This is a genomic window from Micrococcales bacterium (assembly GCA_016703125.1).
GTDB lineage: Bacteria > Actinomycetota > Actinomycetes > S36-B12 > UBA10799 > JADKAV01.
The window spans coordinates 325,961-339,978 of the sequence record JADJCR010000004.1 but is presented as its reverse complement, the minus strand read 5'-3'; the positions used below and the strand labels follow the sequence as shown (position 1 = coordinate 339,978).

At 68.6% G+C, this 14,018-nt stretch carries 13 protein-coding genes; 7 read left to right on the top strand and 6 right to left on the bottom strand.

Translation table 11 applies throughout. The features are described from left to right. Positions 1 to 415: 415 nt before the first annotated feature. Complete coding sequence (locus IPG68_08480) at positions 416 to 706, bottom strand: WhiB family transcriptional regulator (protein MBK6763299.1); 291 nt, start codon at positions 704 to 706, stop codon at positions 416 to 418. A 118-nt stretch (positions 707 to 824) separates the two neighbouring features. On the opposite strand from IPG68_08480, the gene IPG68_08475 reads away from it, so the two are divergent. The 5 genes from IPG68_08475 (at position 825) to IPG68_08455 (ending at position 5,992) form a co-directional block, all read left to right on the top strand. Beyond that, positions 825 to 1,682, top strand: coding sequence for a MerR family transcriptional regulator (locus IPG68_08475; protein ID MBK6763298.1), 858 nt, complete (start codon positions 825 to 827; stop codon positions 1,680 to 1,682). Positions 1,683 to 1,698: 16 nt separating this feature from the next. Then, positions 1,699 to 2,586, top strand: a complete 888-nt coding sequence (locus IPG68_08470; protein MBK6763297.1) for a hypothetical protein — start codon at positions 1,699 to 1,701, stop codon at positions 2,584 to 2,586. Between the two features lie 84 nt (positions 2,587 to 2,670). After that, the gene (locus IPG68_08465) at positions 2,671 to 3,258 is read left to right on the top strand and encodes a response regulator transcription factor (GenBank protein MBK6763296.1); all 588 of its coding nucleotides are present in this window, start codon (positions 2,671 to 2,673) and stop codon (positions 3,256 to 3,258) included. 28 nt (positions 3,259 to 3,286) lie between these two features. After that, positions 3,287 to 4,786 (top strand): IMP dehydrogenase, encoded by a 1,500-nt coding sequence (gene guaB / locus IPG68_08460; GenBank protein MBK6763295.1) that lies wholly within the window; start codon positions 3,287 to 3,289, stop codon positions 4,784 to 4,786. A gap of 96 nt (positions 4,787 to 4,882) precedes the next feature. After that, a complete protein-coding gene (locus tag IPG68_08455; GenBank protein MBK6763294.1) occupies positions 4,883 to 5,992 on the top strand; it encodes a GuaB3 family IMP dehydrogenase-related protein in 1,110 nt (369 codons plus the stop codon). Positions 5,993 to 5,999: 7 nt separating this feature from the next. Here IPG68_08455 and IPG68_08450 read toward each other — a convergent pair whose 3' ends face one another. Then, positions 6,000 to 6,887, bottom strand: coding sequence for a L,D-transpeptidase family protein (locus IPG68_08450; GenBank protein MBK6763293.1), 888 nt, complete (start codon positions 6,885 to 6,887; stop codon positions 6,000 to 6,002). Positions 6,888 to 7,099: 212 nt separating this feature from the next. On the opposite strand from IPG68_08450, the gene IPG68_08445 reads away from it, so the two are divergent. Together IPG68_08445 and IPG68_08440 are read left to right on the top strand one after the other, a co-directional pair. Next, positions 7,100 to 8,671, top strand: a complete 1,572-nt coding sequence (locus tag IPG68_08445) for a succinate-semialdehyde dehydrogenase (NADP(+)) (GenBank protein MBK6763292.1) — start codon at positions 7,100 to 7,102, stop codon at positions 8,669 to 8,671. Further along, on the top strand, positions 8,671 to 10,362 hold the full coding sequence (locus IPG68_08440) for a GMC family oxidoreductase (protein MBK6763291.1): 1,692 nt from the start codon (positions 8,671 to 8,673) through the stop codon (positions 10,360 to 10,362). Before IPG68_08445 ends, IPG68_08440 begins: the two co-directional genes overlap by 1 nt. Positions 10,363 to 10,706: 344 nt before the next feature. Here the strand turns inward: IPG68_08440 and IPG68_08435 are convergent, their stop codons facing one another. The 4 genes from IPG68_08435 to IPG68_08420 form a co-directional block, all read right to left on the bottom strand. Further along, positions 10,707 to 10,835 (bottom strand): methionine/alanine import family NSS transporter small subunit, encoded by a 129-nt coding sequence (locus IPG68_08435; protein ID MBK6763290.1) that lies wholly within the window; start codon positions 10,833 to 10,835, stop codon positions 10,707 to 10,709. Next, positions 10,832 to 12,376 (bottom strand): sodium-dependent transporter, encoded by a 1,545-nt coding sequence (locus IPG68_08430; GenBank protein MBK6763289.1) that lies wholly within the window; start codon positions 12,374 to 12,376, stop codon positions 10,832 to 10,834. Before IPG68_08430 ends, IPG68_08435 begins: the two co-directional genes overlap by 4 nt. A gap of 278 nt (positions 12,377 to 12,654) precedes the next feature. Then, complete coding sequence (locus IPG68_08425; protein MBK6763288.1) at positions 12,655 to 13,122, bottom strand: Rrf2 family transcriptional regulator; 468 nt, start codon at positions 13,120 to 13,122, stop codon at positions 12,655 to 12,657. Positions 13,123 to 13,180: 58 nt separating this feature from the next. After that, positions 13,181 to 14,017 (bottom strand): ABC transporter permease, encoded by an 837-nt coding sequence (locus tag IPG68_08420; GenBank protein ID MBK6763287.1) that lies wholly within the window; start codon positions 14,015 to 14,017, stop codon positions 13,181 to 13,183. Position 14,018 lies beyond the last annotated feature (1 nt).

Genomic DNA, 14,018 nt, shown 5'->3' with positions numbered 1-14,018 from the left:
GGGCCCTGCTTCGTTTGCGGCCACCGATCAGCGGCAGGGGGAGAGGTCCGGCGATGCCCGCCTTGGCCGGGGCGGCGGGGGTTGTGCGCGCTACTGGTATCGGGGAGAGGTCCGGAAGGCGGGGAGAGGTTAAGCGGGGTTGGAACGCTCCCGCCCAGCGGGTTCTCTCCCGCCTTCGGCTGGGCCGGGGTGGGTGTGCGCGCTGCTGGTATCGGGGAGAGATCCGGTCAGCGGGGAGGTTCAGCGGGGTCCCGCCATGGGCTGGGCCGGGGTGGGTGGACGCCGGCGCCGGGTTCCGCGCCGCGGTCGCCGTGGCGCGGACCGAAGACAAGCGAAGGCCCCGGGGGAGTGTGCCCGGGGCCTTCTGGGGTGGTCGCCACCAGGGGAGGGGGCAGGTGGCGACCCGAGAGGTGGTCTATGCGATGTGGAGTTTGCGCTGCTGGTAGAGGGCGGCGAGTTCGTCCTCGCCGAGACCGCCCCAGATGCCGTACGGCTCCCGTACCGCCACGGCGTGGTCGAGGCAGGCTTGCCGGACCGGGCACTCGGCGCAAACGGCCTTGGCCCGATTGGTGCGGATGACTCGAGCGGCGCCGCGCTCGCCCTCCGGGTGGAAGAACACCTCCGAGTTCTCGCCCCGGCAGGCGGCGTCCATCTGCCAGTCCCAGTGGTCGGTGTTGGTGCCCGGGAGCCGGGAGAGTTCCGCCATGACTGCCTCCTTCATCTGTGTTACGTCTGAACCTAATATCGTTTCAAAACCGTGTCAAGGGTCGATTCGCCCAGAGCGAAAACGTGCGGGGCACGCAGAAACGGGGGAGACTCGGCTGGTGCAATCGATCACGGTGACCTTGTCTGCGGGCTCGGTGGCGCGGCAGTTGGGCATCTCCCCCGCGACCCTGCGCACGTGGGCGCACCGCTACGGCCTCGAACCCTCGGTACGAAGCGAGGGTTCGCACCGCCGATACACCCCCGAAGACGTCGAGAAGCTCGTCATGATGCAACGGCTGATGCGTTCTGGTGTCCCGGTGGCCCAGGCGGCGGCCCAGGTGCGCGATGGCGCGCCCGCTGTGCCCGCCCCGGTGGCCGCACCCGTCGACGACGTGCCCACCGCGCCGGTGCGGTCGTTGTGGGAGGCGGCCCAGGCCCTCGACGGTCAGCGCTGCGCTCACATCGTGGCCGACAGCGTGCGAGCTGCCGGCGTCCTCGCCTCCTGGGAACATCTGATCGCTCCGGCTCTGCAGCGGGCCGGCGAGCAGTGGGAGCAGCGAGCGGCGGGGGTCGACGTGGAGCACGTGCTCTCCGACGCGGTGACCGCCGGACTGTTCATCGACACACCGGTCAAGCGTGAGGGCGTGCTGCTGGCGGCGACCGCCACCGAGGACCATGTCCTGCCGCTGTATGCGCTACGAGCAGCGCTGGCCGAGCAGGGAGTTGGTGCCGAACTGCTCACTGCCCGCACACCAGCCTCGGCACTCGGACAGGCGGCTCGTCGGTTGCACCCTGCGGTGATCATCCTCTGGGCGCAACTGCCGGAGAATGCCGACCTGCAGGGTTTCGACGAGCTGCCCGGGCTGCGCCCGCGGCCGGCCCTGGCTGTTGCCGGGCCGGGTTGGCCGGATGACGTGGTGGCCACACAGCTGAAAGGGTTGCGCGAGGCCATCGACTTCGTCCGAGCCCACGTTTGAGCAATACGCTGAGTATGTGGCGATGAACCCCGACCTGGAGCGCGCCGAATGGCTCGTCTTCCACGGCGCGGTCGACGAGTCCCTACCCCTCTTGGCAGGCCTGCAGGGGCTGGAGGGACGTGCGGAGGTCTACGCGCAGTGGCTGCACGGGGTGGCCCTCGGTGCCTGCGGCCGCTACGGGGAGGCGCTCGCTGTGATCGAGGGCATCGCGGGCGGGACGCCGGAGTACTCCATGGCCCGTTCCCTGCGTGCGAGCCTGCTTCGACAGATCGGCTGCCACGACCTGGCCCTGCTGGCCGACCGCGAGGCGATGGCCGGCGCCGCGACACCGGGGGCAGCGATCGAGGCGATGACCGGCCTGGCGGCGGATGCTGTCGGTCTGCAGGACGCGTTGACGGCCACGACCACGCTGGCCCAGGCGCGGTCGTTACTCGACCGGGTGTCCGCCGATCCGCACAGCGGCGCGACGTGGTGGCGGCACCGGGTACGCGTGGCCTGGGTGGAGTGCGAAGTGGCGCTGCTGCAGTCGCGGTACGAGGACGCGCTCACCCACGCCACCCAGGCCCTCGACTCCGCGGAATCGGCGACAGCCCCCCGGCACGTGGCCAAGAGCCTGCTGTTCGTGGCCGTCGCGGACATCGAGGCCGGTCACCGGGAGGATGCTGTCCCGCGACTGCGCCGATCGCTCATGCTGAGCAGTTCCATGGGATTCCTCGCCGTCGCCTGGCCGGCACACGCCGTGCTGGCGGCACTTCTGAAAGATGCCGACCCCGACTCCGCGCGTGCTCACTTCGCACAGGCCAGCACCATCACGACGGGGGTGCGTGCGGGATTGTCCGGTGAGCTGGCTAGTCGCTGGGACGCGCGCGCAGACATCATGGCTCTGCATCGCGAGGCCTCCTGACCGGGCCGACATGCCTGGGCACTCAAGCCTCTCCGGCTTCACGCCGATAGGGCGACATACAGCCCAGTGACCAGGAGGTGCGCGGTGACATCAGTGCTGATCGTCGACGACGCGCCGGCAGTGCGGGACGGCTTGCGGCGCCTGGTCAGCGGCCTTCCGGGGGTGGCCAGCGTCAGCCTGGCGAGCAGTGGTGAAGAGGCTCTGACGCGGTGTCTCAGCGATCGACCCGACTTGGTGCTGCTGGATGTCCGCATGCCGGGGATGACCGGACTGGAGTGTGCCCGCCGCCTGCTGCACTCCGACCCGAGCGTGCGCATCGTGATGCTCACCGCCGGCGAAGACCCACAAGCCGTGGCGACCGCGGTGGCCAACGGCGCCGCCGGCTACATCACCAAGGACGCCACCCGGCTGGAGATGGGTCTGGCGATCCACCACGTCGGGGGCGCCGACCGGCACCCGGCGGACGCGCCGCCCCAGTACAAGTTGTCCGAGCGCGAGACGCAGGTGCTCGATGGGATGTCGCGCGGACTGTCGAATGGGGAGATCGGCCGCGAACTGTTCCTGTCGGAGGACACCATCAAGACCCACGCACGCAGGCTGTTCCGCAAGCTGCGGGCTGCCGACCGCGCCCAGGCGGTGGCAGTAGGGCTTCGCGCGGGACTCATCAGTTGACCCATCGGCCGGAGCGTAATCTTGCTGCATGGTGCAACCCCCCTCGCCCACTGACCCTTTCGCTCCCGTCGGCCTGACTTTCGACGACGTCCTGCTGGTACCCGCTGCCTCCGACGTCGTCCCCTCCGAAGTGGACACCTCCTCGCATCTGACCCGGTCGCTGCGACTGCGGGTGCCGCTGGTGAGCAGCGCGATGGACACCGTGACCGAGGCCCGGATGGCCATCGCGATGGCGCGGATAGGCGGGGTCGGGGTCCTGCACCGCAACATGTCGATCGAGGACCAGGCGCTGCACGTGGACATGGTGAAACGCTCGGAAGCGGGCATGGTGAGCAACCCCGTGACCTGCCGGCCCGAGGACACCCTGGCCGAGGTCGACGCCATGTGCCGCCGCTACCGGATCTCCGGTCTGCCCGTGGTCGACGACGCCGGCCGCCTGCTCGGGATCGTGACGAACCGGGACATGCGTTTCGAGGAGGACCGGTCGGTGCCGGTCGCGCAGATCATGACGCCCGCGCCGCTGGTGACCGGCTACCTCGGCATCGAGCCCGCCGAGGCCCTCGGCCTGCTGCGGCTGCACAAGATCGAGAAGTTGCCGCTGGTGGACGAGGACAACCGCGTCCGCGGGCTGATCACCGTGAAGGACTTCCTGAAGTCCGAGGCCTACCCGGATGCGACCAAGGACGCCGCCGGCCGGCTGGTCGTCGGGGCGGCCGTAGGGGTCGGCGAGGACGCCTACACACGGGCCATGACCCTGACCGAGGCCGGTGTGGACTTCGTCGTGGTCGACACCGCCCACGGCCACAGCCGCGGCGTACTGGAGATGGTCGCCCGGTTGAAGAAGGACACCACCATCGACGTCGTGGGTGGGAACATCGCCACCGCTGAGGCTGCCCTGGCGCTGGCCGGGGCGGGCGCCGACGCGGTCAAGGTGGGCGTCGGACCGGGGTCGATCTGCACCACCCGCGTCGTCGCCGGTGTCGGCGTGCCGCAGGTGACGGCGATCCACGAGGTCGCCACCGCCGTGCGCCCGCTGGGGGTGCCGGTCATCGCGGACGGTGGACTGCAGTACAGCGGCGACATCGCCAAGGCGATCGTGGCCGGCGCCGACACGGTGATGCTCGGGTCGCTGCTGGCCGGCTGCGAGGAGTCCCCCGGCGACGTGGTTTTCGTCAGCGGCAAGCAGTTCAAGCAGTACCGCGGCATGGGGTCACTGGGGGCGATGCAGAGTCGTGGGGAGGCCAAGTCCTACTCCAAGGACCGGTACTTCCAGGACGATGTGCTCAGTGACGACAAGCTGGTCCCGGAAGGGATCGAGGGGCAGGTGCCTTATCGCGGCAAACTGTCCGTCGTCGCCCACCAGCTGACCGGCGGCCTGCGGGCGGCCATGGGGTACAGCGGCGCGAACTCGATCCCGGAACTGCACACCAACGGCCGGTTCGTGCGCATCACCGCCGCCGGGCTCAAGGAAAGCCATCCCCACGACATCCAGATGACCGTCGAGGCGCCCAACTACCACCGGCGCTGACCCGTTTCCTAGGAGTACTGACTGGCGGGGGAGCGGCATCACCCAACATGCGCCGCGCTGATACACCGCGGCGCGGGGACACTAGGCTGTGATCCCGTGAGCGACATCGTGATCGGGCTGTCCAAGTCGGCCAGAGCGGGCTACTCCTTCGACGACGTGGCCGTGGCACCGCACCGCCGGACCCGCGACCCCGAGGGCGTCGACCTGCGGTGGAACATCGACGCGTACTCCTTCGACATGCCGATCGTGGCGGCGCCCATGGACTCCATCGTGTCTCCCGCCACCGCGATCGCCATGGGGCAGGTCGGCGGGCTGGCGGTGCTGAACCTCGAGGGCCTCTGGACCCGGCACGAGGACCCGTCGGACGCCTTCGCGCAGATCCGCGCCGTGGATGGCCAGGATGCGCTGCCGCTGCTGCAGAGGCTGTACGCCGAGCCGATCAAACCCGAACTCATCACCGCACGGGTACAGCAGATGCGGGAGGCCGGGATCACGGTAGCCGGTTCGCTCTCGCCGCAGAAGACTCATGACTTGTTCCGCGACGTCATCAAGGCCGGCGTGGACGTGTTCGTGATCCGCGGCACGACGGTCAGTGCCGAGCACGTCAGTGCCGACCAGGAACCACTGAACCTCAAACAGTTCATCTACGAACTCGACGTGCCAGTGCTCGTGGGTGGGGTGGCCACCTACCAGTCGGCGTTGCACTTGATGCGCGCCGGAGCCGCCGGAGTCCTGGTGGGCTTCGGCGGCGGCGCAAGCCACACCACCGCCGACGTCCTCGGCGTGCGGGTACCCATGGCCAGCGCCGTCGCCGACGTCGCCGCTGCCCGCCGCGACTACCTCGACGAGTCTGGCGGCAGGTATGTGCACGTCATCGCCGACGGTGCGATGGGGCGCAGCGGCGACATCGTGAAGGCCATCGCCTGTGGGGCTGACGCAGCCATGGTGGGCTCGCCGCTCGCCCGCGCCCAGGAGGCGCCGGGGGCGGGCCGCCACTGGGGGATGGAGGCCACGCACGCGCAACTGCCGCGCGGGGAAATAGTGGAGTTCAGCACCGTCGGGACCTGGCAGGAAGTGCTGTTCGGGCCCTCGCGGGTCAGTGACGGGACGATGAACCTCACGGGGGCGCTGCGCCGATCCGTGGCCCTGTGCGGGTATTCGGATCTGAAGAGCTTCCAGCGTGTGGAGATGGTACGCAGTCACTGACCCTCGGTCAGCGCGTGGCGAAACCGCCGAGGGAGGCGGTCTTCTGCCGCCAGTAGTTGCCGTACACGAATACCCGGTCACGGACCTTGAGCTGCTTCCACAGCCAGTCCTGGTCCTTAGGCCGGGTTCGCACACATCCGTGGGACTGCGGGCGGGTCTTGACCGGGTGGCGCACACCGTGGAAGGCGATGCCGCGGTCGAAGTAGATCGGCCGGTACAGGCCGGGCCGGCCGTCCGGCTCGGGGAACAGGGTGCTGTGCTGCCACGCGTTGTACTTCCAGTACACGCGTTTGAAGCCCCGCCGCGTGGCGTGGTAACCGTTGTCCTTGCCGGTGCTCACCGGCAGCACCCGCACGATGACCCCGGCGTTGTTGGTGATGTAGGCGGTTTGGCAGGTCAGACTGACCAGGGCCTTGACCCCGAACAACTTGCGGGGCAACAGCGGCAGTTCCGTTGAAACGGAGATCTCCGACACGAGGGCCGAGCGGGCCGGTTTGCGGGTGGCGCTGAGGCCGTTCAGGTCGCGGTAGGCGCACAGGGCTCGCCGGGTCGCGGCGTCGACCAGGCCGTCGACGCGGCCCGTCGGCAGTCCCAGTGCGGACAGGGATGACTCCATCTCCATCTCCGGTGAAACCGTCAAGCCTGGGTCCGGCGGGCCGGTCTCGGTCGGAGGGATCGGCGCCGGCTCGACCGGCGGGGTGGAGGCCGATTCCGAGGGCGACGTTGACGGCGCGGGCGAGAGGGATACCGATGTTGACGGCGAGGGCGAGAGGGATACCGACGCTGAGGTCCCCGGCGGTGACGGGTCGGCACTGACCGGGGCGGTGCTCGCCAGCGAGAACGCCACAGGGGTCACCAGCGCAGCAGCGATGGCCCAGGAGGCAGCGGGGAGCATACAGATACCGTACAGGGCGCCAGGGGAGTTGACCGGACTGAACAACCTCCGGTCCGGTAGTCGGTCGTCAGGGGCGTCAGTCGCCGCGTGATGTTCGACTTTCGCCTCGCGGGATCGACCTGAACCCGGGGCCCCTGCCTGGTGCGGGTGCGGGCCGGACGTATCCGGGTCTTCCGGGTTCGCGGCGGGGCCATTGGGTTTACCCTGATCGCATGACGCTCGCCCCGGACAAGCCGGCGGCCCCCGTGGCCGGAATCGACGTGAAAAGCCTGGTCGCACAGGTTGTTGCCTCCCCCCGGGCCCAGACCATGCAGTCCATCTCGCCATTCACCCTCGAACCGATCGGTGACGTCCCGATCAGCACCCCCGAGGACGTGGACATGGCCTTCGAGACCGCCCGCCGGGCGCAGAAGAGGTGGGCGCAGTGGACCCCCAAGGAGCGCGCCCGCGTGATCCTGCGGTTCCACGACGTCATGCTGCAGAACCGCAGCGCGTCCCTGGACCTCATCCAGCTCGAGACCGGCAAGACCCGCTCGGACGCCTCCGATGAGTTCCTCGACGTCCTGCTCACGTCCCGCCACTACGCGCGCGTGGCCCCGACGAAGTTGAAGCGCGTCAAGCACCGCGGGGTGCTTCCAGTGCTGACGGCGGTGTCCGAGATCCGTCACCCCAAGGGTGTGGTCGGGGTCATCTCGCCCTGGAACTACCCGCTGACCCTGGCGGTGTCCGATGCGATCCCCGCTCTGCTGGCGGGCAACGGCATCGTGCTCAAGCCCGATTCGCAGACCGCGTTCACCGCGTTGTGGGCTGTGCGGCTGTTGCGCGAGGCAGGCATCCCCGAGGGCCTGGTACAGGTCGTGGTGGGGCCGGGCGCGCAACTCGGCCCGCTCATCGTCCGCAACGCCGACTACCTGATGTTCACCGGCTCCACCGCCGTCGGCAGGGACCTTGCCGAGCAATGCGGCAGGCACCTCATCGGGTGCTCGATGGAACTCGGTGGCAAGAACGCCATGCTCGTGCTGGCCGACGCCGACGTGGACCGGGCCGCCGAGATCGCGGTGCGGGCGTGCTTCAGCAACGCCGGGCAGTTGTGCATCTCCATGGAGCGCATGTACATCAACGAGAAGGTGTACGACGCGTTCCTGGAGAAGTTCGTGGCACGTGTCAAGGCCATGCGGCTGCGCAGCGGTGTCGGCTGGGGCTCGGACATGGGTTCTCTGATCAGCCAGAAGCAGTTCGACACGGTCAATGAGCACGTTCAGGACGCGGTGGCCAAGGGGGCCACGGTCCTGGCCGGCGGCAAGGCGCGCCCCGACATCGGCCCGTTGTACTTCGAGCCGACCGTGCTGGCGGACGTCACCCGGGAGATGCGTGCCTGTATCCAGGAGACGTTCGGCCCGGTGGTCAGTGTCTACAAGGTGCAGAACGACGAGGAGGCCATCGACCGGGCCAACGACACCGAGTACGGTCTGAACGCCTCGGTGCTGACCCGCGACACCCGACACGGCCGGAGGGTGGCGGCCAGACTGCGCGCAGGCACGGTCAACATCAACGAGGGTTATGCCTCGGCATGGGGGACCACATCTGCCCCGATGGGTGGTATGGGAGCCTCAGGTATCGGTCGCCGGCACGGCACCGAGGGTTTGCTGAAATACACGGAGTCGCAGACAGTGGCAGTGCAGCGGTTGGTGCGGATCGCACCGCAGTTCGGCATGGACGATGAGCAGTGGGGGCACTTCATGGCTTTGTCCCTGGCGGCGATGAAGAAGATGGGGATGTCCTGATGGAACAGTTCGACTACGACGTGGCGATCATCGGCTCCGGGTTCGGCGGCTCGGTGGCCGCCCTCCGGCTGACCGAGAAGGGGTACAAGGTCCTCGTCATCGAGGCGGGACGCCGCTTCGAGGATGGTGATTTCCCGAAGACCTCGTGGCGTACCAACCGGTTCCTGTGGGCACCGGCGCTCGGCTGCTACGGCATCCAGCGCATCCACCTGCTGCCGGACGCCATCATCCTGGCCGGCGCCGGGGTGGGAGGTGGCTCGCTGGTCTACGCGAACACGCTCTACGTGCCGCCGACGCCGTTCTTCAAGGACAAGCAGTGGGCGCACATCACCGACTGGCAGTCCGAGCTCCTGCCGTTCTACGACCAGGCCAAGCGCATGCTCGGCGTGGTGCAGAACCCGACCATGACGCCCGCGGACGTCGAGTTGAAGGCAGTTGCCGAGGAGATGGGCGTCGGGGAGACGTTCCAGCTGACCCCGGTGGGTGTCTACTTCGGTGACGGACCGGGCGTCACCAAGCAGGACCCGTACTTCGGCGGGCGCGGTCCGGAGCGCACGGGGTGCACCGAGTGCGGCGAGTGCATGACCGGCTGTCGCCACAACGCCAAGAACACCTTGGTCAAGAACTACCTCTACCTCGCTGAGAGTGCCGGGGCGGAGATCCAGCCGATGACCACCGTCACCGGGCTCGAGCAGTTCGGTGAGGGCTACGCGATCGATGTCACCCGCACTGATGCCCCGCGCAAAGGTCGCCGCCGCATCATGGCCAAAGAGGTCATCATGGCCGCGGGCGCCTATAACACCCAGCGCCTCCTGCACGCGATGAAGGACACCGGACGCCTGCCGAACCTCTCGCCGGCGCTGGGCAAGCTGTCGAGGTCGAACTCCGAGTCCCTGCTCGGTGCCATCACGAAGGACCGCAGTCGCGACTACACCCGGGGCGTGGCCATCACGTCGAGTTTCTTCCCGGAACCGCACACCCACATCGAGCCGGTGCGCTACGGCAAGGGCTCCAATGTGATGGGCGCCCTGCAGACCGTGCTCACCGACGAGATCGACGGCGAGCCCCGCTGGCGGACGTGGGTCAAGGCATTGGTCGCCCACCGCTCGGAGGCTCTGCAGTTCATCAACCTGCGGGGGTGGTCGGAGCGGGCCATCATCCTGCTGGTCATGCAGGCGGTCGACAACTCGCTGACCGTCAGCGGCAAGCGGGGCCGGTTCGGCCGGTGGCGCCTGACGTCCAAGCAGGGCGACGGCGAACCGAACCCGACCTGGATCCCGGCGGGCAACGAAGCGGCGCGGCTCCTGAGCAATCGCATCGGCGGACTGCCGGGAGGCAACCTCGGCGACCTGATCAGCGCACCGATGACCGCGCACTTCGTCGGCGGCTGCGTCATCGGCGACTCGGCGCAGGCCGGTGTCATCGATCCTTACCACCGGGTCTACGGCCACCCTGGCCTGCACATCACCGACGGTTCGGCGATCTCGGCGAACCTCGGGGTGAACCCGTCCTTGACGATCACCGCGCAGGCCGAGCGGGCGATGGCGATGTGGCCGAACAAGGGCGAGACCGATGTGCGCCCGGCGCAAGGGCAGGGGTACCAGCGGATCGCGCCCATCGCCCCGAAGGAACCGGTGGTTCCGGATGCTGCACCGGGGGCGCTGCGGTTGCCGATCGTCGAGGTGCGGTAGCGGTTCCGTATCGCTCCCGCTGGGCCCCGCGATCGTCGAGGTGGGCGGTAGACGGTTTTTCCCGCTCCGGGTATCGCTCGCGCCTCGCGCTGGACCTGCGGGGTGGGCGGCAACTCCGGTATCGGTTAGCGATTCGTACGTTGGGGAGCGATACGAACGGTCTTTTCCGCTCCCGGGTACCCGTATCGCTCACGCCTCGCGCTGGACCTGCGGGGCGGGGCGGCAACTCCGGTATCGGTTAGCGATACGTACGTTGGGGAGCGATACGGACGGTCTTTTCCGCTCCCGGGTACCCGTATCGCTCACGCCTCGCGCTGGACCTGCGGGGCGGGCGGCGCCGCGCGTCACAGATCCCGCAGGACCTCCTCGGGCTCCTCGCCGGGGTACCGGACGAGGTTGAACACGGCCAAGCACAGCCCACCCCAGAGGACGAGCATGGCCACGAGCATCATGACGATGGCAGAACCGTTCATTGGTCCTCCTCCTGCGGTTCCTGCAGACTCACGCGACTGTTCCACGGGACGCGGCTGACGATGACGGCGAGCAGGACGACGGCGACCGCCGTGCCCCAGCCGAAGGTGTTGATCAGCCACGCTGGGTAGTCGCCGTACGGCTCGCGGACAGTGTCGATGAACTCGCGCACCAGCACGAACAGCAGCGCCGCCGGGGTCACGACAGCGACTAGAGCGACCCACCACTGACCCAGCGGGATCGAACCGGTGGCGTTCATGTGTGCGCGCAAGCCGGGTAGGTCGCGGAAGATCCAGGTGACTGCAACCATGCTGACGACCGCAGCAAACAGGATCCCGAAGCGGTTGATGAAGTGGTCCATCGTGTCCAGGATCGGCACCCCGGTGGTCGTGCCGAACGCGAGCACGCTGATCACCGTCGCCGGGATGCCGACTGCCAGGCTGGCCGTGACCCGGGTCAGGTCGAACTTGTCGCGCACCGCGGAGATGACGACCTCGATGACGCTGACCAGGGACGTCAGCCCGGCGATGACCAGCGACCCGAAGAAGAGCACGCCGATGATGGCGCCGCCGGGCGCCTCGGAGATAAGGGCCGGGAAGGCGACGAAGGCCAGGCCCAAGCCCTGGTCCACCACCCCATCGACGCCGACGCCATTGGCCTGTGCCATGAAACCCAGCGCCGCGAACACCCCGATCCCGGCGAGGAGTTCGAAGCCGGAGTTGGACAGCCCCACGACCAGCCCCGAGCCGGTCATGTCGGTACGGCGGCCGACGTAGGAGGCGTAGGTGATCATGATGCCGAAGCCGATCGACAGGGAGAAGAAGATCTGCCCGAAGGCCGCTGCCCACACAGCGGTGTCGGTCAGCGCGCCCCAGTTGGGCGTGAACAGCGCGTTGAGTCCCTCCGCGGCGCCGGGAAGGAACAACGAGCGCAGCACCAGAGCCAGGAACGCCAGGACGAGCAGCGGGATGAAGAACACCGCGGTGGTGCCTATGCCCTTCTGCACCCCGGCCACCATGATCACGATCACGGCGACCCAGACCGCCAGCAGCGGGATGAGTACGCCCGGCAGGAAGTCGAGTCCCACCCCGGGTTCGGCGACCTGCAGGAAGTCCGTCATCAGGAAGGTGCCGGGGTCGTCGCCCCATGACTGGTCGATGGAGAAGAACGTGTAGCGCAGCGCCCAGGCGATGATCACCGCGTAGTAAATGGCGATGACCGCGCAGATCCCGACCTGCCACCACCCCATGGTCTCCGCTGCCCGGCTCATCCGCCTGAACGACAGCGGCGCCGACCCCCGGTACCGATGGCCGATGGCGTAGTCGAAGAGCAGGAACGGCAGACCGGCCGTGAGCAGCGCCACCAGGTAGGGGATGACGAACGCACCGCCACCGTTCTCGTACGCGACGTAGGGGAAACGCCAGATGTTGCCCAGGCCGACGGCGGAGCCGATGGCGGCGAGGATGAACACCTTGCGCGATGTGAACGCCCCCCGGGATCGCTGGTGGGATCCCGGGTCGGCGTCGGGGGTCGAACGGGCCATGCCGGTCCTCTCGAAGCTGTTGCCCCCCATAGTGGCGTTCCCGGCACTGCCTGCACAATCCGGGCGCACCCGCCGGGCCTTGCGGACGTTTGCGGCAACCGGGAGTGATGCGTATGGCGGGGACCCAACGCCTCGGGCAGGGGTCCAGCCGCACAATCCGGGCGTACCCGCCGGGCCTGCGCGCGGTTATGGCAACCGGTACTTATGCGTATGGCGGGGAGAGGACGACCGCGTATCTCCCGGGTGTACGAACCTCGCCCGCCTTGGCCTGGGGAGGCTCAGCGGCGGTCCCACGCCCCGGGCGTCGCCAGCAGCGTGTCGATCTGGTCGGTCGTCCGCCCGGCCACGACATCAGCCAACGTGGTGCTTTCCAACACCGAGCGCATTGCTGCCCGGGTCGCCACCCACACCGTGCGCAGGTGTTCGGCGGGGCCGGCGTAGACGGCGTCCTCGGGCGCTTCGCTGCGCACGGCGCCCAGCGGCCCGTCGAGGACCCGGATGATGTCCGCGACCGTGATCCGGTCGGGTGGCACAGCCAACCGGTAGCCGCCGTCGGCCCCACGCTGGCTCACGATCAGCCCGGCCTTGCGCAGCTGGCCGAGGATGCTCTCGAGGAAGCGCGCAGGGATCGCTTGCCGGGTGGCCAGCGCATCGGCCTTCTCCAGGCGCGTGGGGTCATCGTCCCAGGCCACGGCCAACTCCGTCATCGCGCGCAGTGCGTAGTCGACGCGAGCTGAGATCTGCATGGTGGCATTGTCCCGCGTCCTGCGGGCAATGCCACCATGGGCGGGCGTGGTGCCCGGCTCAGGTCGCCAGGCCACGGCGTTCGCGCATGCGGCGTGAGGCCGACGAGAACAGTCCGTCGACCAGCATCCCGATGATCAGGATCACCAGCATCGTGCCGAGCAGCTGCGGGGCCTTGGCCAACTGCCGGGCGAACTCCAACTGCGCACCCAGCGACGGCCGTTCGGCGATGATGACCAGCAACTCACCGGCCATGAGCGAGCGCCAGGCGAAGGCCCAGCCCTGGGTGAGCCCGCTCACGTAGCCGGGCAAGGCCGCCGGCAACACGATGTTGCGGTACAGCGAGACCGGCCCGGCGCCGAGCACCTGGCCCAGCCGCCAGAACGCCGGTGGCACCTGGTCGATACCGGAGATCACGCCGTTGGCGATGCTGGGGGCAGCCCCCAGCACGACCACGAACAGGATCGCCCTCTCGTTGATCCCGAACAGCAGGATCGCCAGCGGGAACCACGAGATCGAGGGCATGGTCTGCAACCCGGTGATCAGAGCGCCGATCGCCAGCCGCAGCGGTCGGATCCGCGCGACCAGGACTCCGATCGCAGTACCGATCAGCAGTGCAAGCGCGAAGCCTGCCACCGCCCGGGTCATCGTGGTGGCGATGGCGCTCCAGAAGCGGTCGGTGCCGAGCATCTCCCAGACGGCTTGCAGGGTGGGGATCGGTCCGGGCAGCACATACTCGGGCCGCCAGCCCGACCACACGACCAGTTGCCATGCGCCCAGCACAAGGCCCACCGCGAGCAGTTTGGGCCAGCTCCACGCCCAGACGCGCGATACAAGTGTCTGCCTGGTCGGCTCGGGCAGGACGTCGACCACAGGGGTCAGAACAGTGGTCGCCATG

Coding starts and splice junctions, on each gene's coding strand:
- IPG68_08480 (MBK6763299.1), bottom strand. CDS start 706: ATGGCGGAACTCTCCCGGCTCCCGGGCACCAACACCGACCACTGGGAC.
- guaB (MBK6763295.1), top strand. CDS start 3,287: ATGGTGCAACCCCCCTCGCCCACTGACCCTTTCGCTCCCGTCGGCCTG.
- IPG68_08450 (MBK6763293.1), bottom strand. CDS start 6,887: ATGCTCCCCGCTGCCTCCTGGGCCATCGCTGCTGCGCTGGTGACCCCT.
- IPG68_08445 (MBK6763292.1), top strand. CDS start 7,100: ATGACGCTCGCCCCGGACAAGCCGGCGGCCCCCGTGGCCGGAATCGAC.
- IPG68_08440 (MBK6763291.1), top strand. CDS start 8,671: ATGGAACAGTTCGACTACGACGTGGCGATCATCGGCTCCGGGTTCGGC.
- IPG68_08435 (MBK6763290.1), bottom strand. CDS start 10,835: ATGAACGGTTCTGCCATCGTCATGATGCTCGTGGCCATGCTCGTCCTC.
- IPG68_08430 (MBK6763289.1), bottom strand. CDS start 12,376: ATGGCCCGTTCGACCCCCGACGCCGACCCGGGATCCCACCAGCGATCC.
- IPG68_08425 (MBK6763288.1), bottom strand. CDS start 13,122: ATGCAGATCTCAGCTCGCGTCGACTACGCACTGCGCGCGATGACGGAG.
- IPG68_08420 (MBK6763287.1), bottom strand. CDS start 14,017: ATGGCGACCACTGTTCTGACCCCTGTGGTCGACGTCCTGCCCGAGCCG.